The following is a 25,602-nucleotide window of genomic DNA, read 5'->3' on the forward strand; positions in this document are numbered from 1 at the left end:
ACATGTCCAACGCCGCTTCCTTCGGAATCCACGACCTGTCCTTCGCGACGACCGAATACGTCCTGTCGCACGCGGCACTCGCCGAGTACAACGGCACGGAGATCGGCAAGTACCACATAGGCATCGGCCAGCGGTCGATGAGCGTGTGCGCCGCGGACGAGGACATCGTGACCCTGGGGGCCGCCGCCGCGGCCCCGATCATCGCCCGGCACGGTTCCGAACGGATCCGGACGGTGGTCTTCGCGACGGAATCCTCGATCGACCAGGCGAAGTCCGCCGGCATCTACGTGCATTCACTGCTCGGCCTGCAATCGGCCTGCCGCGTCGTCGAACTGAAGCAGGCCTGCTACGGAGCCACGGCCGCCCTGCAATTCGCCATCGGACTCGTACGCCGCGACCCCGACCAGCAGGTCCTGGTGATCGCGAGCGACGTCTCCAAGTACGAACTGGACAGCCCCGGCGAGGCGACCCAGGGTGCCGCCGCGGTGGCGATGCTGGTCAGCGCCGACCCCGCCCTGGTCTGCATCGAGAACGCCTCGGGCCTGTTCACCGCCGACGTGATGGACTTCTGGCGGCCGAACTACCGCACCACCGCCCTCGTCGACGGGCAGGAATCCGTCGAAGCGTACCTGCAGGCGGTCACAGGCAGCTGGAAGGACTACGGCGAGCAGGGCGGGCGCACACTCGACGAGTTCGCCGCGTTCTGCTACCACCAGCCGTTCACAAAGATGGCCTACAAGGCACACCGCCACCTGCTCAACCACGCGGGCCACAGCGCCGACCAGGCCGACATCGAGCACGCCATCGGGCAGACCGTGGCCTACAACACCTCCATCGGCAACAGCTACACCGCCTCGGTGTACCTCGCTCTCGCCGCGCTGCTCGACCAGGCGGACGACCTGACCGACCGGCCCATCGGCTTCCTCAGCTACGGTTCCGGCAGCGTCGCCGAGTTCTTCGCGGGCACGGCCGTCCCCGGCTACCGCGAACACCTGCGGACCGCAGCGAACCTGGCGGCGATAGCCAGGCGCAAGCCGGTCGACCACGCCCGCTACCGCGAGCTGCACGAGTGGTCCTTCCCGGCCGACGGAGGAGACCACCCCACCCCGCAGCAGACCACCGGGCCCTTCCGGCTGGCCGGCGTCAGCGGTCACAAGCGCATCTACCAGGCGCGCTAGAACACCTGCGATCCCGAACACCTGCGGTCCCATGCGTGCGGGGGCAGCCTCCGCGGCTGCTCCCGCACGCGCCCGCCACGGCCGCAGGCCAGTTCTACACACACCGTTCTCCATCCATTTGAGGGGAGGGCAGCCGTATGACCGACGTCAGGATTCTCGGTACGGGTGCCTATGTGCCGGAGCGAATCGTGTCCAATGACGAGGCCGCGGCGGCGGCGGGGGTCGACGACGCGTGGATCACCGACAGGACCGGCATCCGGGAACGGCGATGGGCTGCCGACGGCCAGGCCACCTCGGACCTGGCCACCGCCGCGGGGCGTGCCGCGCTGAGGTCGGCCGGCATCTCCGCCGAGGAGCTGTCCGTGATCGTGGTCGCCACGTCCACACCCGACCGGCCGCAACCGCCCACCGCCGCCTACGTCCAGCAGCGGCTCGGTGCGAGCGGCGCGGCCGCGTTCGACGTCAACGCGGTCTGCTCCGGCACGGTGTTCGCGCTCTCCGCGGCCGAGGGCGTACTCGCCCGCACCGGCGGCCATGCGCTGGTCATCGGTGCGGACCTGTACTCCCGCATCCTGAACCGGGCCGACCGCAGGACCGTGATCCTGTTCGGGGACGGCGCCGGAGCCGTGGTCCTGGGGGCGCCGGTCGACCACGGACCACGTGTCCGGCACCTCTCACTGCACTCGTTCGGCGAACTGTCGGGGCTCATCGAGGTGCCCGCCGGCGGCAGCCGCATGCCGGTGGACCAGACGGTCCTCGACGCAGGGCTCCAGTACTTCGCGATGGACGGGCGAGGCGTGCGGAACTTCGTCGGTGACCACCTGCCGCAGCTGGTCAAGGGATTCCTGCACGAATGCGGTGTCGCGCCCGACGACATCGACCACTTCGTACCGCACCAGGCCAACGGCACCATGCTGGACAGCGTCTTCGCCGACCTGGCACTGCCTCGCGCGACCATGCACCGCACCCTGACGCACTACGCCAACACGGGAGCCGCCTCCATCCCGATCACCCTGGACGCGGCCGCCCGCGCCGGCGCCTTCACCCCCGGCGACCTGATCCTCCTGGCCGGCTTCGGCGGCGGTATGTCGGCGGGATTCGCGCTGGTCGAGTGGTGAGAAGGTCCGGGCCGGTGGGGAAAGCGCCGTAGTGAAGTTCCACCCTGCGGTTGGACACTCTCCGTCTACGCTGCGAGGGTGTGACCTTGCCGGTGCCGCTGGCGGGTCTCGAGTGGCGTGAGGTAGCCCCACTCGGGGTGTTTGCGTAGGCGCCTGCGGTTGTAGAAGGTCTCGATGAAAGAGAAGACCTCCGCCCGGGCGGTGGCGCCGTCGGGCCAGACCCGGGCGCCGATCTCCTCCTTCAGTACGGCGAAGAAGCTCTCGGCGGCGGCGTTATCGTAACAGGAGCCGACCCTTCCCATCGACTGCCGCATGTCCAACTTGCCTATCTCGCTGCGGAATTCACTCGACGTAGATTCGCTGCCGCGGTCCGTGTGGAAGGCACAGTCACGCTCCAGACCGCCTCGGCCGGCGGCCATCCGCAGCGCGGCCACCGGCAGTTCGGCGCGGTGGTGGTCGGCCATCGCGTAGCCGACCACCACGCGGGTGGCCAGGTCGATGCAGGTGGTCAGGTAGAGCCAGCCCTCCTCGGTCGGCAGGAAGGTCATGTCGCCGACCAGCCGCATCCTCGGGCGGGGCGCGGTGAAGTCGCGCCCGACAAGATCCGGGCTTTGCCCTATTTTGTAGACACTCGCCTGTTATGCAACCAGTTCCAGGTTAGTGACGCTCCTGGCGTGCTGCCGTTCGTAGTCGACCGGGCTGAGGTAGCCGAGGGCGGAGTGTCGCCGCTTGCGGTTGTACCAAGCCATCCAGGCGAGGATTGCCATCCGGGCCTGTGGCCTGGTCAGCCAGCGTGAACCGTAGAGCAGTTAACGCTTCAACGTGGCGAAGAAGGACTCCGCGAGGGCGTTGTCATAGCTGGAGCCAACCCGGCCCATCGACCGCCGTATCCCGTGCATCCGGCAGACCTCGGCGAACGCTGCCGATGCATATTGCGCTCCGCGGTCGGAGTGGAAGACCACCCCGCGCACGTCGCCGCCCCGGGCGCCGACCGCGGACCGGACGGCGTCGATGACCAGGCCGGCGCGCATGTGCTCCGCGAGCGACCAGCCGACGACCCGCCGCGAGTGCATGTCGATCACCGTGGCCAGATACATACACGAGCCGCCGACCGGCAGATACGTGATGTCGCCGCACCACCGCACGTCCGGAGCCGGAGCGGTGAACACCCGCCCCACCATCTCCAGGGCGTCGGACCAGTCGCTCCGGAGATAGTTGATGTGGCCGTCGTTCGCGCCGTGTGTGCTGGCCGGGGTGGGGGCGGGTTGAGAAGCTGTGAGGAAGTCGAGGCCCTTCTTGGCGGGGGGCCTGGTGCCGACACGCAACCGTCAGTCGGCGGCGTCCAGCTGCAATGAGTCGTCGAAGCCGACGCGCAGCCGACACCCCATCGGGTCCGCTGCGCGGCCAGCCAGTTCTTGATCTGCTTCGGCCGCAGGTCCAGCAGGCGGCAAGGCCCGAACGCGGTGATCAAATCCCCTTCCGCATAGGCCGCATAGCCGGTGTACGTGTTGACAGTGAGCTCCTCCTTCCGCGCCGCCAGGGCGCCGGTGGGTGCTCAGGCGGCGGCGCGGTCTGCTTCGTCGTCGATGGCGTCGTAGAGGTGGGTGCCCTGGGCCCAGTCGCGGAGGATCTGCCGGTTGACGAGGACGAGGTCTTGGCGGCCGGCGAAGGCGCGGGCGTCCCGGGTGAAGCCGTTGAGTCCGATTATGACGGGTACGTCGGCGTGGTGTTCGGGTCGGGCGGTGCCGTTGAAGGTCTGGACGTCCCGGGAGCCGACCGGTTTGCCGTAGTGCTTGCACTGTACGACCACCTTGCGGCCGAGGTGGTCCCAGGCGATGACGTCCGCGCCGAGATCCCCGGCGCGGCCCGAGTGCTGGACCCGAGTGAAGCCGTCGCGGGCGAGCAGGGCTGCGCACGCCCGCTCGAACTCCGTGGCCTCCATCGCGTCCAGGCGGTGGATCCCGTACGTCAGGATGACCGGGGCCTCGTCGTCGAAGTCGTCCTCCACGTAGCGGACGTACCCGCGCGGGGCGAGGAGACGGGCCACGAGCACGACGGGCACCAGCACGAGCGGGGCCACGATCAGAGCCGACCACCAGGGGTGATCGGCGATCCAGCCCCAGACGTCCACGCTGAGCCAGTGCCAGAAGGTGGTGCTCAGCCACTGCCAGACCACCTTGGCGGCGGCGATGGCGAGTATCACCCCGGCGATGGCCTTCAGCAGCGGATCGAATGTGCCGTCATGGCGCACTGTACGGCCTCTCCTGTGTCGTCTCGGGGCGCCGGAGCCGGACCGGCCGGGCTGCGGAACGGCGGACTCGCCGCCGGGGCCTTCGGGCCGGCAGGCGCAGCAGTTCGTCGAGGGCCACACCGTGCTCGGCCCACAGCCGGAGCCGGTCGCGGTCGACCCAGCGCACCTGGTGCTTGTCACCCCATGCCTTGGCGTCGCGGGTGAAGGAGCCATTGGTGACCACGACGGCGATGTCGGCACCGTGGACGGGGCCGGCAGTGCCCTTGACCTGGTACATCACCGGGGAACCGACCTTTCCGCCGACCGTGGTGTGCTTCGCCTGCAGCACGATCCGACCCAGCGCCGGATGCTGACCGATCACGTCGGCGGCCTGGTCGCCTTGCCGGCCGACCTGCCGCGCCGCCCAGCCGTCGCGGACCAGCAGGTCCCGCAACGCGAACTCGAACTCCTGGTCGTTAAGCGCGTCGATGCCGCTCAGGGTCAGCCTCAGACCGGCCCGTCGCGCCGCGCGGGCCCGATCGGCGGAGCGGCGCCGCACCCACCACACCGCCGCGACGGCGAGGGCGGTGGCGGCAAGAACGACGAGGACGGGCCAGTACCGGGCGGTGACCCGGGCGCCGGCGATCGCGGCCTGGGCGAGCAACGTGGCTACCGCCAGGGCGGTGACACCGGCCGCCACGTGCTCGGTGGAACCCCGGGGCCGGCGCAGCCATCGGCGTCGCCCGCGAGCCATCAAGGCGCCACCGGGGCGGAGGTGGCTGTCGGCGCCGGACTGTTCGGCGTGGCCGCGCCCGAGTCGCCGAAGCCGATGAAATGGCTCCACAGCCACACCAGCGCGCAGACGCCGACGATCGTCCAGCCGCTCATCCTCTTCGCGCTCGGCCGCGGGTTGCGGCGGATGTGGCTGCGGACGACGTGGTATCCCTCGGGCACCGGCATCGGATGGGCTCCCCTCCCGTCGGCGGGCCGCCCCTCGCGGCCCGTTCCGCCCTCTGATGTAGCAGTGCCCTCCGACACGAACTGACGGAACGTTGACAATCGATCACAGGCCGCAGCGGGATTCGGACACGGACCTCGTGCCGACACCGGCTTCCCGGTGGGGCCTGTTGACGGCCTTGGCCCAGGTTGTCGAGCCGCCCGGCATGGCGGTGTCCGTGAGGAACGGGCCAGCCGCAGCTACGGCCTTCACTCTGCGAACCACCTATCAGCTGGACGAATGCCCGGCCGCAGCAGGGTGTCGTGGGCATCGTCGATGATCTGGCGAAAACCAGCAGCGTACGCCGGGGGCGCAAAGAGGGGTGCTCACGCCCTGAGCCGGTCAGCGGCCGCACGGCCACTGTCAGCCCGTCAAGCCGCAACAGGCCGTCAAAGTCGCAACAGGCCGTCAAATCACGGCGATTCATCAGAAACGTGAACCGCGACTACGGTCGGGCCCTACCCTCTCGTTGGACGGGAAGGAAACGGTGGGTGACAGGTATGACTCCCGGCGAAGGCCGCACGCGGCGCCAGGGCGGCATGGGTACCGACGACGACAGTGACAGTGGTCTCGCGTTCCTGATGGGCTTCCTCGCGCTCGGCGCCGTCGTGCAGACCGCGGCCTGGTTGTGGGGCCATCCACTGGCCGCCACGGCGGCCGAACCTGCTGCCGCCTTCGCCACCCGACAGCGCCTTCACCTCGTCGACCGCGAACGCCTCGCCCGCTGGGGCACCGGCCAGCACCTCTACCAGGTCCTCGACATCGACCCCGGGCCGGGTCGACACGCCTGACAGCCGAGGCGCGGCAAGGAACACTCCCTCGCCGACACCCCGAAAAACGGTCACAGGCCACAGGTCCGTGAGATCACATCTCTGCACGATCTTCCGACTGGGTGGTCACCGTCAGCCGATCTGCGGCTAAGGTCACTCCACGACCGGTAAGGGGGCCCGTGCTACCAGACTTCAACGACTGCGGGCACCTACCGCCAGGCCGCTACCGGCTGACCATCACGCAGGCCGCCGAAGCCCTCGTCCACGCGGAGCGCTTCCAGGCATCCACCACCCGGGCCCAGATCTGGCAGGGCTTCCAGGAGTACCTCTACCAATTCATCCACCTGGAGGAGCAGTTCACGCCGCTACTTCAGGGCCGCGAACTCATCCACAGCGTCTGGCTGGGAGGCAGCTTCGTCAGCGCCAAGCTGGACCCCCGCAACGTGGACGCCACGCTGCTCATGAACCCCGACGCCGAGCGGGCCATTCGAGGCAATCCCGGCTCGAAATGGCTCACAACCGCCTTCAAGAGCTGGAAGGCCGACGAGATCGACGCGCACCTGCACGTGTCCTGGCAGAAGCGCATCGGGGGGTGGCTCAAGCAGCACTTTCCGCTGGTGCAGTTCCTCGTCACCACCCACAGCGCCTATATCTGCCAGGCAGCCGACCCCGCAGGGCTGATCCGGCTGCCCGGCCCGGACGTCGACGAAGCCCCCGAAGTCGTCGGGACGGACCTGTACGACCGGGTGGTGTTCGGCAGTGGCGACGACGCGGTGCTGTCCGAGCTCTTCGGCCTCGACACCCCGTACTCGCAGCGTGCGGACGAGGCCCGGGCGCTCCTGGTCGCGCTGGAGATGAAGATCGTGGCTGGCGAGGCCGGCGAGGAGGAGCGGGAGCACTACCGGCAGCTGAAGCGGACCCTGACCAGCTCGCCGTCCGCCCGGGTCGACGAGGTTGCCGCCCGCCTGCACTCCCTGACCGGACACGTCGCGTGATCCGAATCCGCCGGCTCCCCCTGACAGAGCCGCCGCGTTCCCGCATGGCGCAGTGCACCTGCGAGATCGTGCTCGCCGAGAAGCCCGTGACGCGGGCGCGAGAGCTCTGGAAGCACACCACGGTGCGGCGGAATGTGCATGCGCCGCTTCGGGACCTTCTCGGGGAAATGGCGGCCGGGCGCGAGCGGTGCATGTACTGCGGAGACAACCAGGGCACGGACATCGACCACTTCGAGCCGATCGACCGGCACCCGATGCGCGCCTTCGACTGGACCAACCATGTCCTCGCCTGCTCGCTGTGCAACAGCCACCTCAAGAAGGCCGTCTTTCCGCTCGACGGCGGCGGTAAGCCGCTGCTCATCGCCACGGCCGAGGACCCGACACCGCACCTGCGGCTGGTCCTGGCGGTCGGCCAGTACCAGCCACTCACCCCCAGGGGCCGGGCCACCATCGACCTGTTCGACCTCAACCGCGGACTGTTGGCCAAGGGCCGGGTGAACGCCTTCCACGTCACGAAGGCCTGCGTCGCCCAGTGGGCCGACGCCACCGCCAAGGGCGATCATGACGGCGCCGCCCGCTGGGCTGCGGTCGTCAACGAACAACCGATGGCCGACGTCGTCCAGGCCATGCTGCACCAGGCCCTCGACCCCGCCGCCGAGATCGTTTTCGACGACGACCCCCAACTCCTCGCCCACCTCCGCGAACCCGGGCTCCGGACGGCCTTGCTCATCGGGTAGGACATCGTGGGTGGCGACCCGGTCGGCCATGCGTTGCCCGAAGGGAGGCGGGAGATCCCCGGCTATACCTGCCGACGCACATCAGTGGCAGCACGAACCTGACGCCGGCGAATTCAGCAGTGCTCGCGTACGCCCCTGGCACGCGCCCGAACGTGCGGCTTAAGGTGCGGCATCTGCGCTGTGGGACTGGAGAGTTGGGGGAACGCCATGGAGGGCAACAAGCCGAAGAACGTGCGCGAGGTGCTTCAGCAGCTCGCTCAGCCGTCGAACGTCGCGGTCCACTCCAGCGACAAGCTGCTGGGCGAGGTCGAAGCCGTCGCCGCGAAGGACGACGAGGAACGGGAGCAGAACGAACTCGACGCGCTGCGGCGCAAGCCGGGCCTGCGACCCGTTCCGGCCAGGGAACTCGGCAGCGTCCAGCTGACGCCCTGGGACGTGCTGCACATCCTCGGTCGCGCGACCGCACTCGCGCGACGCGGTGCCGGGCGGGGGCTCGCGGAGCACTGGGGCTGCCTCAAGTACAGCCAGGCGCTGGAGGGAACGCTCGGAACCTTCATGGCCCTGTCGGCCGAGGGCCGTGACACGGCGGACTACTACAAGGCGCTGCAATCGGACGAACTCGGCGTCGGGTTCGCGCTGGCCGCGGCCAAGCACGTCCTGGCCAGGCGCTATCCGGACCACAGCGTGTCCATCGTCCCTGCCGACGCCGCCCTGCGGGCGGGCTTTGCCGTGACAGGCCGGGACAGCGGCGTCTCCGTCGGCTACCGCTACCGCCCCCAGTACTTCGCGGAGGTGTGGAAGCCCGGCCGGCCCTCGCGGGTCTTCCCGATCGCCTGCAAGGGCAACCACAGCGGCGCCTCCGCCTCCCACACGCAACTCGCCTCGGCCGCGGTCCACGCCGACGCCGTGCACATCGGCGGATGGACGGACACCCCGGCCCTGATCTTCAGCACCGAACTCCCCGTCGACGGGCCGATGACCGTCCACCTGCTGCACGCGCCCGGCAACGACGGCAAGCTCACCCACCCGGCCGGCGAAGCCCGCGACCTGGACAAGGAACTCGACCAGGACAACATCTTCCCCGGGATCCAGCCGCCCGCCGTGGACGGCCAGACCCCGGACTCCGTTCCGGGCTTCCACATCGAAGCGGACCACTTCGCCTGGTTCCAGCACGCCCTCGCCCGCACCGGAGCGGCCGGCCTGACGGCCTTCGCCGGCGACGCGGCAGCAACCGTCCCCTACCTGACCGGCCGGCAGGGCCGCAAGCGGTACGAGGGCATCTCGCACGCCGCGATCGGCAGCGTCCAGGACGCGGACCACGAACTCCTCGGCATCCCGTTCGTCGGCACCGACCACGTCCTGCGCCTCAACCGCACCCGCGTGGAGGCCTTCTCGGGCGTGGCGGAGGATCTCTTCGAGCATCTCGTCGAGAGCCGCCTCACCCAGTATCGCGACGAGGCCCACGCCCGCCGAGCCTCGTGGCCTACCGCCACCTGGGACGACGACTGGGACGGCCCCGTCTCTATTCACCCGGACGGATCCGTCCTCGCCCTGCGTGTGCTCCCGGAACGGGACTGCTGACGGCGGAACGCCCCTGCGTGTTCCGGACTCCGCTAGCCGGTCGGCGCGGAGGCCTGCCGGACCGAGGACACTGGACGGCCGACGAGAGACCGGGCCTGCCGGGCACAGCAGGGCCACCTGCCGTTCCCGGGCCGCTCTCATTCCTCGTCGTCAGCCTCCGGTTCCCAGGCCTGGAGCAGTGCCTGAACGGGAAGTGCGGAGTCCGGCACCGTGAGGCGGGTGACCGGCATGGCGCCGGTGGCTCCTGCGACGAGATGCTCGCCGATGAGATGCGGGACGAGCAGTGCCACTGTGCCGTCCGGCCAGTCGGCCGCGACCTGGTAGGTGGCGATGACGGCCGCTTCCCACTGGGTCAGTGGATCGTGCGCCCGGTCCTCGTACGGTTCCTTCTCCACCGGGGGGACCTTGACAGCGACCAGCTGCCGCAGGGCTTCCTCGTGCAGGGCGGTCTGCCGGTGGGCTTCTCGAATCCAGCCCGCGACGAGTCGCTCGAACGCGGTCTCGGCCTCCGGGCGGCCTTCAGGCGGCTGTAGGAAACGACCATCGAGCCGCCGCTGGGCAGGTTCGGCTTGGCGATCGCGTCGGGGATCTCGGTGGCCCGCAGGCCGGCTCGTGCGACTGTACGAGCCGACCCGATTCGGGACCGCCGGAGTCGTCAGCGGGAGGTGGGCGGCTTCGGCCATGCCGTCCATCTGTGGCGGCCGTGAGGATGTCTCCGAGGCGGAGCCAGGCGCTGGGTCCGGAGTTGCCGATCGGGCTGTCGGCGAATCGCTGCCAGGCCTGGTGGTCGTCTCCGAGCGCGGCTTCGACCAGGGCGAGCACGGTGGGATGCGTGCTGTCGTAGCGGTGCCCGCGTGCTTTGAGTGCGGTCCAGGCGGGCAGGGCGAGGACGGTCTCGCTGGGGCAGTCGGGCAGGGCGAGGATCTCCCGGGCCCATGCTTCGCGGTTGGCGGAGCTGCCGCCGAGCCGGTGGCGAAGCTCCCGGGTGAGCGTGTGGACGGCGTGGCGCGGGTCGGAGTGGCGGGCGAGGGAAGCGAATGCCGGTTTGCCGTGGTGGCCGTGCAAGGCGAGGGACAGCAGCGCCTTCTCCACGAGGTTGTCGTCGCCGGCGTGCCGGTCGAGGTACGCGTCGAGTACCTCCGCAGAGGCGGCGGACAGGCTCCGCACCGTCACTTCCTCGGGATCGCCGAGGGCAGTGCGACGGGTCGCGGGTGGCTGTGGGGCGGGGTCGGCGACGATGCGCGTGATCGCGTCCAGGAGTTCGTCGAACCGCCTGCGATCTTCCTGGGACTTGTAGTCGTAGGACTGGGGGCCGGACTGGCTGCGGCGGGCGTCGCGGATCACCAGCCGGATAGTCGCTTCGACGGCTGGTGTGAGGTCGGGCAGGTGGACCAGCATGGCGTGGATCCAGCGCAGTCCGTGGCCCTGCTGATTCCGTAGAGGTCGTTCGGTTTCCAGGTCCGCAGGGCCTGCACGGCCGTTTCGGTGAAGTGCCTTCCCAGGTCGGTGAGTTCGTCCGCATGGCTTCGCCAGGGGCGGGGATCGCCGTAGGCGGGCTTGGCCTCGGCGGGGTTCAGGATGAGGCGCCACGGTCCGTCGGCCGCGTGGCTCACCCAGGAGACGGCGGAGTCGGTGCCCCAGTGGGCTTCGAAGCCGTCGTCCTGCAGGTACAGGACCTCGATGTCCCTCCGGTCGGTCTCCTCCAGGGCGGAGAGCTCGGCGGCGAAGTGCTCTCGGGCCTCTTCCTTCGAGGAACCGTCCTGGAGGAAGGTGCAGAACCGGGTCGTGAGCATGGCGGCGTCGAACCGGGAGAGGTCATCCAGTGCGATCTGCCGGAGGAGCTTCGGCTCGACCGCCCACGGCACGCTGCCGAGCAGCTGGTCACGGACGACCTGGTTTGCCCAGGTAGCGGAGGTCATGTCGATGAGCTGGGGGTGACGGTCAGTGTTCGGCGACCGGGAGACCGGACGCTATCTCGCCAAGTTCGCCTGGAACAAGATCGTCAGACACCAGTTGGTCATCAAGGGCGCGTCCGTGGACGACCCGGCGTTGACCGAGTACTGGGCCTCACGGCGACGCAGGAACAAACCCCTGCTGAGCCCGTTCTGGTTGCTTCTGCTCCAGGCGCAACAGGGACGGTGTCCGCTCTGCGGAAGCCTCCTCCTGCACGCCACCCACCAGCCGCAAAGCCCTCAGGAATGGGAGCAGTGGCTGCGGGCGACCCGAACGGCGGTCCGCGAGAACGCGATCACCGTCGACGCGGGCAGAGGCAAATCCGACGGTCTCGTCGCCTTCCGACTGATCCATGCCCATTGCCACCGCTGGCGCGACGGCAATGGCAACAGGGAACCAGCACTTCTGGCTGCCCGTGGGCCTTCAGGGCCTGTTTGAGCCGGATGCCCGGAAAGCGGGCAAGTCCGGTTCTGAGGGGGGTGCGGCGCAGCGATGCGCCGCACCTACCGGACAGGTCGAGACCGCCTATTACGGGCTGAAGGTCACCGCGCTCGGCTCGGGACCCGTCCTGCGCTCCCATCACCCGCGCGATGTCTTCCAAGAACTGCTCGGACTGTTCATCGTGTTCCAGGCCGCTCGGCGCACTTCGGCGCAGACCGCCACGGCGGTCGGTCTCGACCCGGGCCGGATTTCACTGACCGTCACACTTCGCACCGCTCGCCACACGGTGATCAACGCCGACCTGGCGCCCCGCGCAGAGGTCGGTACGACACCACGCATCACCGCTGCCATCCTCAACCCCCGAGCTCTGGGACCCAAACAGCGGCGTCCCCGGATCCTTCCCCGCCGTGTGAAACGCAGCCAGTCCAAGTTCGCCTACAACGAGACCAGGAACGACAAGGCACTACAGAGAGCAACAATCACGATCACTGTCACCCCCTGCCCCAGCCCTTGACAGCCTGCCCACGGCCCTATCTTCCCGGCATTGGGTAAAGCCCAGTCATGGACGAGGCCCCGACCCCCGGAATCCTCCGTACCGGGTCGGAGCCTCTCCCGCGTGCTGCGGATCAGGCGGCGACGAGCCGTCCGCGCTTGAGCTGGAGGATCTGGTCGCAGGCGGCGGCGACCTCGCGGGAGTGGGTGACGAGGATGACGCACTTGCCTTCGTCGTGGGCGAGGCGGCGGAAGACGCCGACGATGGACTCGGCGGTGTCGTGGTCGAGGGCGCCAGTGGGCTCGTCCGCGAAGAGGATGTCCACCTCGCAGGCCAGGGCCCGGGCGATGGCGACGCGCTGCTGCTGGCCGCCGGAGAGCTGGAGCGTGCGCCGGTTGTGCTCGGTCTTCTCCACACCGAGGAGTTCGAGGAGTTCGACGGCGCGCCGCTTCCGGGCCCGGGAACCGGCCTTGACCCCGGTGATCTCCATGGCGGAGGTGATGTTCTGCACCGCGGTCATGTAGGTGATGAGGTTGAGGGACTGGAAGACGGTCGCGGCGTGCCGGTTGCGGTAGCGGCCCAGCCCGATCTCGGCGATGTCGCGGCCCTTGAAGCGGACCGTGCCGGAGGTGGGCGAGTCGAGCCCCGAGGCGAGGGAGAGGAGGGTGGTCTTGCCGGAGCCGGATGGGCCGACGATCGCGTACATACGGCCGGCCTCGAAGCGCTGGTGGACGTCCTTGAGGATGGTCCGCTTGTGGTTCTTGGCCGGGACTGTGCGGGCCACGCCGGACACTTCGAGGACCGCGGGCTCGTGCCCGGCAGCGGAGTCGGCGGCGTCGGTGAGGTGGGTGCTCATGGCGGGTCAGTCGCCCTTCGTGAGGATGTCGCGGGGACTCATGCGCATCACGCGGATGCCGGGCAGGACGGTGGCGATCGCGGCGATGCCGAGCCCGAGGACGCCGACCTGGGCGATGTCGGACGGACCGACCTTCACTTCCAGGGAGTCGATCGGATCGACCTGCGGTCCGTCGTCCTTGGTGCCGCCGCCGATGCTGCTGTAGTCCTGCTCGGGGGTCCTCTTACCCGCGTCGTCCTTCGCGGAGGAGACCTCGCCGGCCAGCAGGCCGTCGCCGATGGGCTGGGCGAGTGCCTGGGAGGCGGCCGAGGCGATGCCGATGGCGATCAGCGCGCAGGCGAAGATCTCCACGAGGTGCTGGCCGAGCAGCAGCGGCTTCTTCTCGCCGAGCGCGAGGAGGATGCCGAGCTCCTTGCGGCGTTCGCGCAGCGCCGAGGCGATGATGAGGGCGAGGATCGCGGTGCCCGCGAGGGCGACGAGCCAGACGGTGAGGCCGGCGAAGCCCGCGGTGCGGGTGATGGGGCCGACGAGGGCCTGGTACTGCTTGTCGTTGACGGTCAAGGGGAAGATCTTGGGGTCCACGCCGGCGGCCGCGGCGTCCTCCTTCAGCCGGTCGAGATCGTCGGGGTTCTTCAGGCTGAAGGTGGCCGACTTGAGGATGCCGTCGCTGCCGTCCTTGCCCAACAGGAGCGAGCTGCCCAGCGGGGTGGTGTAGATCTTGTTGGCGGGGTCCATCATCGCGGGAACGTAGGCACTGCTGTCGGCGGTGCTGTTCTTGTAGATGCCGACGACCTTGAAGGAGAGGTCGGCGTCGCTGCGCTGCTTGCCGTCCACGGGCATCTCGCCCACCTTGAGCTTGACGACGTCCCCGACCTTGATCTTGTTGTCGTTGGCGACGCGTTCCTCGATGACGATCTCGTCCTTGGCGCTGGTGGGGGTGATGCCCCGGCCCGAGATGATTTTCGAGTCGCCGTTGCGGAAGTCCTTCTCCTGGTTCAGGTCGAGAATTCCGGAAGCCGAGAAGAAGTCCGTTCCCTCGGCGTTCTGGCCGGGCGGCGTCGGAACCGGCTGGTGCAGTTTCAGCCCGGTGCCGGGGCGCCCGACGCTCCCGACGGCGTAGTTGCAGCCGGTCACCGCGGAGGACGCGCAGATCTTGTCGACGAGGCTGCTGCGCAGCTCGCCCTTCGAACCGATAGTGCTGGGCCGTCCGCCACCGCCGGCGTTGGTTCCGCCCGAGTTGATGAGCGCGTTGATGTCGAGCTGCATCGTGGCGACGACCCCGACCTTCCTCTTCGCATCATCGGCCGCGCGCGCCGCGGCAGACTGGATGAGGAATCCGGAGAGCACGAGCGTGCAGATGACGGTGAAAAGGCCGATCAGCATGGCGGTTTTCCCGAGCTGGCCGGTCAGCCTCCACCAGGCCCGTTTGAATAGATTCATGGCAACGACGCTATCGGCCAGCGTATTTCACCCGTATGTGATGCCCGATGGCCCGGCACCGAGGCCTCACATACCGCTCACACGCCCGGTACGGTACAAATGGAAGTGTCCCGTAATTCCGTGGGTCGATATTCCGACCCGCCTTCGGGCTCTCATCGAATTCTCACCCGAAGGGACGTCGCCGCCGTGCGGGTACTGATCGTCGAGGACGAGGCACCGCTCGCCCGCCTGCTCCAGATGCGCCTCGGCCGCGAGGGCATCGCCGCCGACATCGCACCCGACGGCGGCGCGGCGCTGGAGCGGGTACGGATCCACGACTACGACGTGGTCGTACTGGACCGGGACCTGCCCGTGGTCCACGGGGACGAGGTGTGCCGCCGGATCACCGGGATGGGCCTGGGCGCACGGATCCTGATGCTGACCGCGGCCGGGACACTGGACGACAAGGTCGCCGGCTTCGGCCTGGGGGCGGACGACTACCTCCCCAAGCCCTTCGACCTGCCCGAGCTGATCGTCCGGCTCCGCGCCCTGCACCGCAGGAGCGGCACCACGTACGCCCCCGTGCTGGAGCAGGCCGGCATCAGCCTGGACACCCACCGCCGGCAGGTGACCCGCGACGGTACGGAGATCCGGCTCACCCCGAAGGAGATCGCGGTCCTCGAACTGCTCATGCGTGCCGACGGCGGAGTCGTCAGCAGTGCGGACCTGCTGGACAAAGCCTGGGACGGACAGACCGACCAGGGCGGCAACGTGGTCCGGCTCGTGGTGCACACCCTGCGCCGCAAACTCGGGGACCCGAAGATCGTGCAGACCGTCATCGGGACGGGCTACCGCCTGGGCGCGGCGTGAGACGCGGACGCCGCCCGCTCGGCCTGCACCGCCTCACTCGCCCCCTCAGCCTGCGCAGCCGGCTGACCTTCGGGTTCGCCGTCGCACTGGCCGCGAGCGCCCTGCTGATGCTGACCGTCGTCTACGTCGGCATCCGCTGGCTGCCGACCTACGACCTGACCACGGCGGTCACCGTACCGCCCGGCACCAGCTTCACTTCGGCCCACCCCTACCCGCCCACCGACGAAAACCCCATGCCACCGGGGTCCGACGAGATCGGGACCCGGGCCCCGTCCCCCGGCGAGCGGATCCAGGGTCCCCATTCCACGATCCGCACCAAAGAGGACGTCTGGAACACCGTCCTCGCCGTCTCCACCGCGGGCGTGTTCATCGTCGCCACCGCGGGCCTGCTGGCCGGCCGCAGGATCGCGGGCAGGCTGCTGGCCCCGCTGAGCGAACTCAACCGGGCCGCGACGAGCGCCGCCGAAGGCGACCTCTCCCACCGCATCAACGCCTCCGGGCCCGACGACGAACTGCGCCGCCTCGCCGACACCTTCGACGTCACGCTCGCCCGCCTGGAGGAGTCCTTCTCCTCGCACCGGCGGTTTGCCGCCAACGCCGCCCATGAGCTGCTCACCCCCCTGTCCACGACGAAGACGGCCCTGACCATGCTGGGAGACCGTCCGGACCGTGAGGAGTTCGCCGAGATCCTGCCCATGCTCGGTGAGGCGAACGAACGCAACATCAGGGTCGTCAAGGAACTCCTGAACCTGGCCGCGGCCGAACACCTCACCTTCGACCCCGAGCCCGTCGACTTCACGGCCCTCGCGGAAGAAGCCGTGACCGCGGCGACCGCCGCGGGCGCCGGGCAGTCCGCGCACGGACCGGAGTTCGTCCTCACCGCGGACGACCCCGACTGCCTGGTACGGGGCAATTCCGTGCTGCTGGGCCGGCTGGTCGGCAACCTCGTCGACAACGCGGTCAAGCACAACACCGGCGAACTGGGGGCCAGGGTCACCGTGGACGTCGCCACCGAGTCCCGGTCCACCGCCCCGGACGACGGACCCGGCGCGGTGCACCTCACCGTCACGAACACCGGGCCCGTCGTCGACCCGGCCGTCGTCGACCGCCTCTTCGAACCCTTCTACCGGGCCCGGCCCCGCCTCGACAGCGCCCACGGACACGGACTCGGCCTCGCCCTGGTCCAGGTCGTCGCCCGGGCCCACGGCGGCACCGTCCACGCCACCGCGCTCCCGGCGGGCGGCCTCGCCGTCCACGTCAGGCTTCCCGCGGCGGCGCCTTCGCCGTACGAATCGGCTTGATCCGCGGAGGGCCGCTGCACTCCTACTGCTCACAACCGGGTGCGCCATATCCGGCACTGGACCGGAAGCCGTCGGCAGTCGGCCCTCCGAGGTCACGGCCCACCCCCGCCTCTACGGGGTCACCCCGGACTGCCGGCTGCGGGCCCGCCCCGCCCCAGAATCGAGACGGACAACAGCAAGAAGCCGCAGCCCGGTCCGCTGTCGCAGCTCACAGCCTTCACGCTGGGACGGCTCCTGGACGGCCCCGACGAAGTGGACAGGGGCAACATGCTCCACACGGAGCTGCCTGAACCGGCCGGCCGCAACCGCGGGCGGCGGTCACCGTCACCACCTCCGGTGCTCGGAGTTCACTGCGGACAGCGCGGGTTGAGCCGCTACCGCGTGGACTTGAACTGCGAAGGAGCCTCATGCGTTCCCGAAACAGGGGAGAGGCGTTCCTGAGGTTTTTTGGGGCGGAGCCCTGAACTGGGGGTCAAGGGGTTGCGGGCGGTGGCCGTATCCAGAGGGATGTTCGGGTCTGGATCGTCGGGGGAGCCGATCTGGGGCGGACAGGTGCTTCGCTTGTGGAAGCAGGGTCACGTGAATCGCTTTGCTGAAAAATCCACTGCGGGAGTGCCGTGCGACTTCCTTCGCCGCTGGCGTATTTGCTACCGAGAGGCGGCCCCGAGGTGTGGAATGCTCCGTGTCGGGGCCGCCTCTTGATTCTGTCGAACTACCCGTTTCTGCTGCCTAGTTGTTCAGATCGAACACTGCCGTGACCGGTGCGTGGTCGGACCACCGCTCGGCGTGGGACGCGGCGCGTTCGACGTAGGCCTCGACGGCTTTGTCGGCCAGGGTTTTTGTGGAAACAACCAGGTCGATGCGCCAGCCGGAGTCGTTGTCGAAGGCGCGGCCGCGGTAGGACCACCAGGAGTAGGGGCCGGTGCGGTCGGGGTGGAGGGCGCGGACGACGTCGACGTAGCCGGCCTCGTCGTAGACGCGGGAGAGCCAGGCGCGCTCTTCGGGGAGGAAGCCGGCGGACTTCTGGTTGGCCTTCCAGTTCTTGAGGTCCTCGGGCCGGTGGGCGATGTTCCAGTCGCCGCAGACGACGACCTCGCGGCCGTCGGCGGCGGCGCGGGTGCGCAGGGCGGTGAGGTGGACGAGGAATTCCGCCATGAAGCGTTCCTTCTCGTCCTGGCGTTCGGTGCCGACTTCACCGGAGGGGAGGTAGAGGCTGGCGACGGTCAGGCCGGGGAGGTCGATTTCGATGTACCGGCCCGCATCGTCGAATTCCTCGGAGCCGAATCCGATCACCGTGCGCTGCGGCTTCTCGCGGGAGAGGATGGCGACGCCGGCCCGGCCCTTGGTGGCGGCCGGGGCCCAGACCGCGTGCCAGCCGTCGAGGTCGCGAAGTTCGGCGGGCAGCTGCTCGGGTTCGGAGCGCACCTCCTGCAGGCAGACCACGTCGGCCTCGGTGCCGGCCAGCCATTCGACGAAGCCCTTCCTGGCCGCTGCCCGGATTCCGTTCACGTTCACACTCGTCACCACGATCACCCGGGCAGCCTACCGACTGGTCGTCCCCGTCCCGAATCGTGACGCGCGGGGCCGAGGGCCCGGGTGGCCGGGCTCCGCGGAATGTGGACTCCGGGATTCCGGCGAAGGTGGATGCGGAGGTGGATGGTGACAGTGACTGACAGGACCTGTCGTGAACGCGGCATGAAGATGTGCGGCAGTCCCATCGAGCGGCGCCATTGGTCTTGACCATCTTCGGACGGAGCGCCTAGGGTCACTTACTGCAAGGACCTTTAATAAAGAAGGACGGATAAAGGCCCGCTCTCCCACCTGCCGCAACTGCGGACGGTGGGCCCGGGATCCGCCCTCCTTGTCTCAGGGCGGACAGCATCAGGGTGGAGGACGCGGTGGGGACGACAGGACAGCTTTCTGCGGTGCCGGAGCCGAAGTACTGGCACCTGCGCACGGTGCTGCTGCGGGCCATCGACTCGGAGTTCTCCATCGGTCAGGTGCTGCCCAACGAGCGCGAGCTCTCGGCCCGCTTCGGCGTCGCCCGGGCCACGCTGCGGCAGGCGCTCGACCAGCTGGAGCTGGAGGGCCGCCTGGTGCGCCGCCGGGGGATCGGCACCCTGATCGCCGCCCCGCGGGTCGGCGTCCCGGTCAACCGGCAGGAGGAGGGCTGGCCCGGCGCCGCGCGCAGCCAGTCCTGGCGGACGCTCGACTGCACCACGGCCCCCGCCTCCGCGCAGCTGGCCAAGGGCCTGGGCATCGCCGAGGGCGCCACCGTGCACACCGTGCGCCGGGTCCGCCTGGTGGAGGGCCGTGCGGTCGCCACCGAGGCGCTGCACGTTCCGGCCGCCGCCCTGCCGCACCTGCCCGGCTTCCGCGCCGAGAGCGACCGCGCCCGTTCGGTGCTGCGCCAGCTGGAGCGCCTGGAGGTGGACGGCGAGTCCCGCTCGGTCGAGCTGGGCGTCGCCGAGGCCGAGCAGGCCGCCCTGCTGGAGCGCCCGCCCGGCGCCCCGGTCCTGGTCATGACCACCCAGTACGCCGCGGCCGGCCGGCTGGTGGCGCTGGGCGTCGCCACCTACCGGGCGGACACCTGCAAGCTGACCTTCGGCGAGGCCGGACTCGTCGAGGTCACCCCGGTCGGTGCGACGGCTGAGGTCCGCACCGCCTCCTGAACCATCTTCCGAACACCCTCAGGCCGAGGCCCGGACGCCAACTGGCGTCCGGGCCTTTGCCGTTGGCCGGCGTAGCATCGGAGGCTCCGGCAGTGCGGAGGGGGAGGGCGGGGTCGTGAACCTGGTCGTGGAGCTGTGGGCGAAGTCGGAGATACCGGCGTACGGCGGGCTGTTCAGGGCGGACGGAACGGCGCGGGAGGTGTTCTTCGACGGGCCCGGCTCGCTGTACCTGGAGCTGGGCGAGCCGTTCGAGGTCGAGGAGCCCACGTACGAGCACAAGATCGGCGTGGACGGCGAGGCCGAACTGCCGGACGGGCGGGGCTACGTCTGCTGCGGCAGCGGGGGCATGGGCGACCAGGGCTTCCTCGCCCGGCTCGACGGGCAGCGCCGGCTGGTGTGGGTGCTGGCGTCGACCGAGGGCAACCCGTTCCTCCGGGTGTCCGTCGACTGGCCGCTGGCGCACTTCGTCAACGACTGGGGCACCGTCCTCACCCTCGACCTGACCGACCCGGACTACGCGCCGTGACAGCGGAGCGGTTTCGTGGCCGGCCGGTCCGGGTGATCGAGTCGGAGGGGTCCGACCCGGACACCTGGGAGTGGGAGTTCCGGGACGGGCACCTCGACACCCGTGGGTCGGTGCTCGCCGTCGTCGTACCCGAGGGCGGGCCCTGGGAGGACGCGGTGCTGAGCATCCCTCCGGACGTCGGCGCGCTGCCGGTCGACTTCGTCCGCTGGGCGCTCGACGTCGCGGAGCGACGCCTGCGGGGGTGACGGAGCGGCCCCCGGCTCCCCAGCTCCCCGGCCCCGCAGCCCCGCCCCGCGCCGCGCCCGACGTCAGGCCCGGGGCGGGTCCACCGCGAAGAGCTGCTCCTCGACGTGGTCCAGGGCGACGCGCAGGGCGCCCATCGCCACCACCTCCGAGCCGAGCGCCGCGAGGGCGACCTCCGGGGCGCGCAGGGTGAACTGGGACAGGCGTTCGCGCAGCGGGTCCAGGACCCCGTCGAGGCCGGCCGCCCAGCCGCCGATCACCACCAGCTGCGGGTCGATGGCGAGGACCAGCGCGGCGACGCCCTGGACGAGGCGGGTGAGGAAGCGGTCCATGGCGACCTTGGCGACCTCGTCGCCCTCCCGGGCCAGCCGCAGCACGCGGGCCACGGCGGCCTCGTCCAGTGGGTTGAGGGGCTTTCCGGTGGTGGACAGCAGCCGTTCGGGGGTGACCTCCTGGCCGAGCAGGTGCAGGGCGCCGATCTCGCCGGCCGCGCCGCCGAACCCGCGGTGCAGCCTGCCGTCGATGAGCGAGCCGGCACCGGGGCTGAGGCCGGCCATCACGAAGACGACGTCGTCGGCGCCGACCGCCGCCCCCTGCCAGTGCTCGGCGATGGCGGCCAGGTTGGCGTCGTTCTCGATCAGGACCGGGCAGCGGAAGGAGCGCCGCAGCCGGGCCCCGAGGTCGAGCCCGGTCCAGCCGGGCATCGCGGTGCCCAGCTGGACGGTGCCCTCGCGGTCCACGATGCCGGGGGTGCCGATGCCGACCGACCACAGGTTGTCCCGGGAGATGCCGGCCTTGCGCAGCACCTCGGCGACGGCGGTGCGGACGGCGGCGAGCCGGTCCTCGGCGTCGAGGGTCTCGTCGACCGGCTTGAAGTGACTGCCCACCACCTCGCCGGTGAGGTCGGCCAGGATGACCCGGATGTCGTGCACGCCGATCTCGATGCCGAGGATGTGCCCGGCCTCGGCGCGGAAGCGGAACCAGCGGGCCGGGCGGCCGCGGCGGCCGGGGCCCGGCTGGCCCTCCTCCCGCGGCTGCTCGACCTCGGCGACCAGCCCGGTCTCGACCAGACCCTCGATCACGCCCTCGACGGTCGGGCGCGAGAGCCCGGTCTCGCCGACGAGCTGAGTGAGGGTCACGGAGTGGCCGTTGCGCAGCGCCCGGAGCGTGACCGCCGCGTTGATCCGCCGCAGCAGCGAGGAGTCTCCTCCGGTGAGCCGATCCGCCAATGCGATGCCCTTCGCCGTTCGCGCGACTGCCCTGGCGCGCGGTGTCGAGTGCGCGGTGTCCATCGAGTGGCCCGCGGGGGTGCAACCCCCGGAGAACGCGGCACGGCGGCAGGGGGCCGCCTGCGCGAGGGCCGGAGGACATGCGGAGCCTACCCGGGGACGGAGCCGGGCGGCGAGGATCCTCGCAGCTCATCCAGGCTTCGGTATCGAAATGGTACGGATCGGGTGGCAGTGCGTGATCCGGACTTCACTGCTCGGCCACGGTGGGCGGCAGGGCGAGCCGCCGGGACAGCACCGATGGGAGGGAACGCTTCGACAGCAATGAGCCGAGGCCGCGCCGTGAGCCGGCCGACAGGACGCTGAGGGTGGAGCAGGCCGAGCCGATCGAGCCGAGGGAGAGGACGGATCCGATCGAGCCGATGGACAGCACCGACCCGATCGAGCCGATGGACAGCACCGAGCCGATCGAGCCGAGGGAGAGGACGGATCCGATCGAGCCGGTCGACAGCACCGACCCGATCGAGCCGATCGACCGGACGGACACGATGGAGCCGATCGAGCGGACGGAGCCGATGGACCCGCGGGCGGGTCGGGCCGGAGGCGCGGAAGTGGTCATGACTCTTGAGAGTAGCCAGCCGCACCCCCGGGCGTCCGTCAGTCCACCCGGGCCGCGAACAGTCGCTGCCCCAGCAGTGTCATCGGGTGCTCGTCCTCCGGCAGGGTCAGCACGGTCGGGCAGCCCGCGGCGGTCAGTGCGGCCCGCCAGTGCTCCGCCGGGCGGGCGGTGGGGCCGTGGGCGTCGCCGGTGATCAGCAGGTCGAGGTGTTCGGCGGTGGGCGCGAGCAGCAGCAGCCGGCCGCCGGGGGAGAGCAGCTGGACCAGGGCCGCCACCTCCTGCTCCGGTTCTCCGGCCGCGGTGACGGCCACGGTCGAGGCCGGAGCCGGAGCCGAGGCAAAAGCCGGGGCCGGGGCAAAAGCCGGAGCCGGAGCCGAGGCAAAAGCCGGAGCCAAAGCCGGAGCCGCTGCCACCGTGGCGACGACGACGTCGTAGCGCCCGCCGTCGGGAACGGAGTGGTGCTCGACGGCGTGCCGGGGCCGAGTGGCGGCGGCGAGGGCGCGGGCGACGGCGGGCTCGCCGCCCTCGGGGTCGAGTTCGAGCACGCGCAGCGGCCCGGGCCCCTGGTGGGCCTCGGCGGTGCCGCGCACCAGCGCGCCGAGGGCGGCGCCGAGGTAGCCGCGGGCGGCGGCCCGGCGGACCGGGGTGGCGGCCGGCCGGGGGGTCTCCTGGCCGGTGATCACCCGGGGCAGCCGCAGGGCGTCGCGCCGGACCCGGGTGAGGGCGGCGGCCGGGCCGAGCCCGTCGGCCCAGGTCTCGACGGCGGGGCGCCAGGTGTCGCGGACCTCGGCGGCGGCCGGGCCGGGGCGGCCGCGGAAGACCGGGCCCTGGGCGCCGCCGTCCTGGCGGGTGATCAGGCCGTGCCGGGCGAGCGCGTCCAGCCAGCGGGCGACGCGGGGGCGCTGGACGGGGGTGACCATGGCCGCGGCGAGCACTTCGGCCTCGGGGTGGCCGCGGGCGGGGTCGGTGAGCACGCCGCTCTGCTGGAGGGTGTGCAGCAGTGCGGCGAGTACGGCCCGGTCGAGCTGGGCGCCGAAGTCGCGGACCTGGGCGGCGGTGATGCCGATGCTGTGCTTCCAGGCGGCGGCGGTGGCGTTCTCGGTGTCGGCGCGCAGCCGGCGGTCGGCGGCCTCGGTGTTGCTGTCGGGGGCGCGGACGTGGGCGAGGACGGCCCCGAGGGCGTCGACGGCGGTGTAGACGTCCTCCTGTCGGGGTTCGGGGCCGACGTGCAGGACCAGGCGCAGCGCGCCGAGGTCGTGGGCGGTGAGGTCGGGTTGCCGGCTGAGGGGCCAGAGCAGGGCGGAGGGCAGGCTGAGGTGGGTGGTCCGGGCGGCGGCGACGGCCCGGAGCTGCTGTTCGGGCCGCTGGTCGGGGTCGCCGCAGTGGACGGTGCCGCCGGCCAGGAGGGTGGCGAGGGCGAGGTCGACGGCGAGGTCGGTCACGGGGTGGAGCACGGTGTGCCGGATCGGGGGCGTGCCGAGGACGCCGGCCCAGTAGCGCAGCCGCTGTTCGGCGGCCCGGGCGGCGGAGGGCGGGAGCGCGGCGTGCTCGGCGACGCGCCGGGCGAGGGCGCGGGGCAGGCCGCCCGGCGGGGAGACGCCGAGCAGCAGGCCGATGCCGCTGATCGCGCGCCCGTCGGCGACGACGGCGGGTCGGTCGCCGAGTTCGCGCAGCGCGCTGACCAGGGCGGGAGTCGTGGGCACGGTGATCACTCCGGGGTGCGGGGCGGAAACCGCACTACTGAACCATGGGGGCGGGGCGGTGAAGGCCGGTGGCAAGTCAAACTTCTGTAATGATTTTCATATCGGACAGCCAAGCTGTCGAGGTGAAGTCACCTCGAAGTGGTCGGAACTTCACATTCCGGAAGCCTCGTGCGATCCCTTGACAGGTGGTTCGGGTACTGGATCAATGGAGCGAACAGGGCTGACCGAACGATCGGTCGGTGCCCCTGGCAGGGGAACCCCGGCCGAGCAGCGAAGGAGCGATGATGACCGGCACCGCACCCGTCCCGCACCGACACCTCGGGGAGCCGATCCCGCCGGAGCTCCTGGACGCCGGTGAGCGGATGAGCCCGGACGAGCTGCGCGCCCACCAGCTCACCCGGCTGCGGGCCACCCTGCGCCACGCGTACGACAACGTCGAGCTCTACCGCCGCAAGTTCGACGCCGCCGGGGTCCGCCCCGAGGACTGCCGCACCCTGGACGACCTCGCCCGCTTCCCCTTCACGACCAAGGCCGACCTGCGCGAGGGCTACCCCTTCGGCATGTTCGCCGTCCCGATGGAGCAGGTCCGCCGGATCCACGCCTCCAGCGGCACCACCGGGCTGCCGACCGTGGTCGGCTACACCGACAACGACCTCTCCATGTGGGCCGACGTGGTCGCCCGCTCGATCCGCGCGGCCGGCGGCCGGCCCGGCGACAAGGTGCACATCGCCTACGGCTACGGGCTGTTCACCGGCGGCCTTGGCGCCCACTACGGTGCCGAGCGGGCCGGCTGCACCGTCATCCCGGCCTCCGGCGGCATGACGGCCCGCCAGGTGCGGCTGATCCTGGACTTCGAACCCGAGATCATCATGGTCACCCCGTCCTACCTGCTGACCCTCCTGGACGAGTTCGAGAAGCAGGGCGTCGACCCGCGCGGCACCTCGCTGCGGGTCGGCATCTTCGGGGCCGAGCCCTGGACGGAGGAGATGCGGCGCGAGATCGAGGAGCGGCTCGACCTGCACGCCGTCGACATCTACGGCCTCTCCGAGGTGGTCGGCCCCGGCATCGCCCAGGAGTGCGTGGAGACCAAGGACGGGCTGCACATCTGGGAGGACCACTTCTACCCGGAGGTCGTCGACCCGTTCACCGACGAGGTGCTGCCGGAGGGGGAGGGCGGCGAACTGGTCTTCACCTCGCTCACCAAGGAGGCCCTGCCGATCATCCGCTACCGCACCCGCGACCTCAGCCGGCTGCTGCCCGGCACCGCGCGGCCGGCCTTCCGCCGGATGGAGAAGGTCACCGGGCGCAGCGACGACATGATCATCCTGCGCGGGGTGAACGTCTTCCCGACCCAGATCGAGGAGATCCTGCTGCGCACCCCGGGCGTAGCGCCGCACTTCCAGCTGCGGCTCGGCCGGCAGGGGCGGCTGGACCACATGACCGTCCGGGTCGAGGCCCGGCCGGAGGCCTCCGCCGAACAGCGGGCGGCGGCGCGGGCGGCGATCGTCCGGGCGGTGAAGGACGGGGTCGGGATCACGGTGGCGGCCGAGGTGGTGGACCCGTACACGCTGGAGCGCTCGGTCGGGAAGATCAAGCGGGTGGTGGACGAGCGGGGGTGAACGAGCGGGGGTGAACCCGGCCGTCGGGCACACGGGTGGGGGCGTCCCGCCGGAC

Annotated in this window: 27 protein-coding genes and 1 pseudogene; 14 read left to right on the plus strand and 14 right to left on the minus strand. The window is 70.6% G+C overall.

All coding sequences use genetic code 11. The features are described 5' to 3' along the window. Positions 1-2: 2 nt before the first annotated feature. Positions 3-1,178, plus strand: a complete 1,176-nt coding sequence (locus ACFVVA_RS08090) for a hydroxymethylglutaryl-CoA synthase (protein WP_387686901.1) — start codon at positions 3-5, stop codon at positions 1,176-1,178. Between the two features lie 137 nt (positions 1,179-1,315). Beyond that, positions 1,316-2,296 carry a 3-oxoacyl-ACP synthase III family protein gene (locus tag ACFVVA_RS08095; RefSeq protein WP_224279292.1) on the plus strand — a complete coding sequence of 327 codons (981 nt, stop codon included), beginning with the start codon at positions 1,316-1,318 and terminating at the stop codon, positions 2,294-2,296. Positions 2,297-2,361: 65 nt separating this feature from the next. Here ACFVVA_RS08095 and ACFVVA_RS08100 read toward each other — a convergent pair whose 3' ends face one another. From ACFVVA_RS08100 to ACFVVA_RS08120, 5 genes and pseudogenes are all read right to left on the minus strand, one after another. Beyond that, positions 2,362-2,916: an IS3 family transposase gene (locus ACFVVA_RS08100; protein WP_387687387.1), complete on the minus strand. Its 555-nt coding sequence runs from the start codon at positions 2,914-2,916 to the stop codon at positions 2,362-2,364. Between the two features lie 18 nt (positions 2,917-2,934). Then, positions 2,935-3,480 (minus strand): annotated as a pseudogene (locus ACFVVA_RS08105) (IS3 family transposase); the annotation flags it as partial. 371 nt (positions 3,481-3,851) lie between these two features. Continuing rightward, on the minus strand, positions 3,852-4,547 hold the full coding sequence (locus ACFVVA_RS08110; protein ID WP_387686904.1) for a restriction endonuclease: 696 nt from the start codon (positions 4,545-4,547) through the stop codon (positions 3,852-3,854). Then, entirely contained in the window at positions 4,537-5,280 is a 744-nt protein-coding gene (locus ACFVVA_RS08115) for a restriction endonuclease (protein ID WP_387686905.1), read from the minus strand. Before ACFVVA_RS08115 ends, ACFVVA_RS08110 begins: the two co-directional genes overlap by 11 nt. Then, complete coding sequence (locus ACFVVA_RS08120; protein WP_387686907.1) at positions 5,280-5,486, minus strand: hypothetical protein; 207 nt, start codon at positions 5,484-5,486, stop codon at positions 5,280-5,282. The genes ACFVVA_RS08115 and ACFVVA_RS08120 overlap by 1 nt, the downstream gene beginning before the upstream one ends. Positions 5,487-6,014: 528 nt before the next feature. Here ACFVVA_RS08120 and ACFVVA_RS08125 point away from each other — a divergent pair. From ACFVVA_RS08125 to ACFVVA_RS08140, 4 genes are all read left to right on the plus strand, one after another. After that, entirely contained in the window at positions 6,015-6,314 is a 300-nt protein-coding gene (locus tag ACFVVA_RS08125) for a hypothetical protein (protein WP_387686909.1), read from the plus strand. A gap of 158 nt (positions 6,315-6,472) precedes the next feature. Then, complete coding sequence (locus tag ACFVVA_RS08130; protein WP_387686911.1) at positions 6,473-7,288, plus strand: DUF6932 family protein; 816 nt, start codon at positions 6,473-6,475, stop codon at positions 7,286-7,288. Between the two features lie 44 nt (positions 7,289-7,332). Next, a complete protein-coding gene (locus ACFVVA_RS08135) occupies positions 7,333-8,025 on the plus strand; it encodes an HNH endonuclease (RefSeq protein ID WP_387686913.1) in 693 nt (230 codons plus the stop codon). Between the two features lie 180 nt (positions 8,026-8,205). Continuing rightward, positions 8,206-9,606: a hypothetical protein gene (locus tag ACFVVA_RS08140; protein WP_387686915.1), complete on the plus strand. Its 1,401-nt coding sequence runs from the start codon at positions 8,206-8,208 to the stop codon at positions 9,604-9,606. A gap of 137 nt (positions 9,607-9,743) precedes the next feature. On the opposite strand, the gene ACFVVA_RS08145 is transcribed toward ACFVVA_RS08140, so the two are convergent. From ACFVVA_RS08145 to ACFVVA_RS08155, 3 genes are all read right to left on the minus strand, one after another. Next, positions 9,744-10,001, minus strand: a complete 258-nt coding sequence (locus ACFVVA_RS08145; RefSeq protein WP_387686917.1) for a hypothetical protein — start codon at positions 9,999-10,001, stop codon at positions 9,744-9,746. A 124-nt stretch (positions 10,002-10,125) separates the two neighbouring features. Next, complete coding sequence (locus ACFVVA_RS08150) at positions 10,126-11,004, minus strand: hypothetical protein (protein WP_387686919.1); 879 nt, start codon at positions 11,002-11,004, stop codon at positions 10,126-10,128. After that, complete coding sequence (locus ACFVVA_RS08155; protein WP_387686921.1) at positions 10,947-11,525, minus strand: hypothetical protein; 579 nt, start codon at positions 11,523-11,525, stop codon at positions 10,947-10,949. The genes ACFVVA_RS08150 and ACFVVA_RS08155 overlap by 58 nt, the downstream gene beginning before the upstream one ends. Before the next feature lie 25 nt (positions 11,526-11,550). Here ACFVVA_RS08155 and ACFVVA_RS08160 point away from each other — a divergent pair, with 25 nt between their 5' ends. Together ACFVVA_RS08160 and ACFVVA_RS08165 are read left to right on the plus strand one after the other, a co-directional pair. Next, on the plus strand, positions 11,551-11,997 hold the full coding sequence (locus ACFVVA_RS08160; RefSeq protein ID WP_387686924.1) for a hypothetical protein: 447 nt from the start codon (positions 11,551-11,553) through the stop codon (positions 11,995-11,997). Continuing rightward, positions 11,912-12,514, plus strand: coding sequence for a hypothetical protein (locus tag ACFVVA_RS08165; RefSeq protein WP_387686926.1), 603 nt, complete (start codon positions 11,912-11,914; stop codon positions 12,512-12,514). Before ACFVVA_RS08160 ends, ACFVVA_RS08165 begins: the two co-directional genes overlap by 86 nt. A gap of 112 nt (positions 12,515-12,626) precedes the next feature. Here the strand turns inward: ACFVVA_RS08165 and ACFVVA_RS08170 are convergent, their stop codons facing one another. After that, entirely contained in the window at positions 12,627-13,349 is a 723-nt protein-coding gene (locus ACFVVA_RS08170) for an ABC transporter ATP-binding protein (protein WP_224280686.1), read from the minus strand. A 6-nt stretch (positions 13,350-13,355) separates the two neighbouring features. After that, positions 13,356-14,789, minus strand: coding sequence for an ABC transporter permease (locus ACFVVA_RS08175; protein WP_387686929.1), 1,434 nt, complete (start codon positions 14,787-14,789; stop codon positions 13,356-13,358). Positions 14,790-14,975: 186 nt separating this feature from the next. Here ACFVVA_RS08175 and ACFVVA_RS08180 point away from each other — a divergent pair, with 186 nt between their 5' ends. Both ACFVVA_RS08180 and ACFVVA_RS08185 read left to right on the plus strand, forming a co-directional pair. Beyond that, a complete protein-coding gene (locus ACFVVA_RS08180; RefSeq protein ID WP_224280684.1) occupies positions 14,976-15,638 on the plus strand; it encodes a response regulator transcription factor in 663 nt (220 codons plus the stop codon). Further along, positions 15,635-16,939, plus strand: a complete 1,305-nt coding sequence (locus ACFVVA_RS08185; RefSeq protein WP_387686932.1) for a sensor histidine kinase — start codon at positions 15,635-15,637, stop codon at positions 16,937-16,939. Before ACFVVA_RS08180 ends, ACFVVA_RS08185 begins: the two co-directional genes overlap by 4 nt. Before the next feature lie 729 nt (positions 16,940-17,668). Here the strand turns inward: ACFVVA_RS08185 and ACFVVA_RS08190 are convergent. Then, positions 17,669-18,472, minus strand: coding sequence for an exodeoxyribonuclease III (locus tag ACFVVA_RS08190; protein WP_387686934.1), 804 nt, complete (start codon positions 18,470-18,472; stop codon positions 17,669-17,671). A 365-nt stretch (positions 18,473-18,837) separates the two neighbouring features. Here ACFVVA_RS08190 and ACFVVA_RS08195 point away from each other — a divergent pair, with 365 nt between their 5' ends. From ACFVVA_RS08195 to ACFVVA_RS08205, 3 genes are all read left to right on the plus strand, one after another. Next, entirely contained in the window at positions 18,838-19,611 is a 774-nt protein-coding gene (locus ACFVVA_RS08195) for a GntR family transcriptional regulator (RefSeq protein ID WP_359899721.1), read from the plus strand. A gap of 115 nt (positions 19,612-19,726) precedes the next feature. Continuing rightward, the gene (locus ACFVVA_RS08200; protein WP_387686936.1) at positions 19,727-20,137 is read left to right on the plus strand and encodes a hypothetical protein; all 411 of its coding nucleotides are present in this window, start codon (positions 19,727-19,729) and stop codon (positions 20,135-20,137) included. After that, the gene (locus ACFVVA_RS08205) at positions 20,134-20,382 is read left to right on the plus strand and encodes a hypothetical protein (RefSeq protein ID WP_387686938.1); all 249 of its coding nucleotides are present in this window, start codon (positions 20,134-20,136) and stop codon (positions 20,380-20,382) included. The genes ACFVVA_RS08200 and ACFVVA_RS08205 overlap by 4 nt, the downstream gene beginning before the upstream one ends. A gap of 63 nt (positions 20,383-20,445) precedes the next feature. Here ACFVVA_RS08205 and ACFVVA_RS08210 read toward each other — a convergent pair whose 3' ends face one another. The 3 genes from ACFVVA_RS08210 to ACFVVA_RS08220 all read right to left on the minus strand — a co-directional run bounded on the left by ACFVVA_RS08210 (position 20,446) and on the right by ACFVVA_RS08220 (position 23,928). Next, complete coding sequence (locus tag ACFVVA_RS08210) at positions 20,446-21,609, minus strand: ROK family protein (RefSeq protein WP_387686939.1); 1,164 nt, start codon at positions 21,607-21,609, stop codon at positions 20,446-20,448. A 247-nt stretch (positions 21,610-21,856) separates the two neighbouring features. Then, positions 21,857-22,225: a hypothetical protein gene (locus ACFVVA_RS08215; protein WP_387686943.1), complete on the minus strand. Its 369-nt coding sequence runs from the start codon at positions 22,223-22,225 to the stop codon at positions 21,857-21,859. 38 nt (positions 22,226-22,263) lie between these two features. Then, a complete protein-coding gene (locus ACFVVA_RS08220; protein ID WP_387686945.1) occupies positions 22,264-23,928 on the minus strand; it encodes a hypothetical protein in 1,665 nt (554 codons plus the stop codon). 284 nt (positions 23,929-24,212) lie between these two features. Here ACFVVA_RS08220 and paaK point away from each other — a divergent pair, with 284 nt between their 5' ends. Beyond that, positions 24,213-25,547, plus strand: a complete 1,335-nt coding sequence (paaK, locus tag ACFVVA_RS08225; RefSeq protein WP_387686947.1) for a phenylacetate--CoA ligase PaaK — start codon at positions 24,213-24,215, stop codon at positions 25,545-25,547. Positions 25,548-25,602 lie beyond the last annotated feature (55 nt).

Source organism: Kitasatospora sp. NPDC058048, assembly GCF_042885555.1.
GTDB classification, from domain to species: Bacteria; Actinomycetota; Actinomycetes; order Streptomycetales; family Streptomycetaceae; genus Kitasatospora; species Kitasatospora lactacystinica.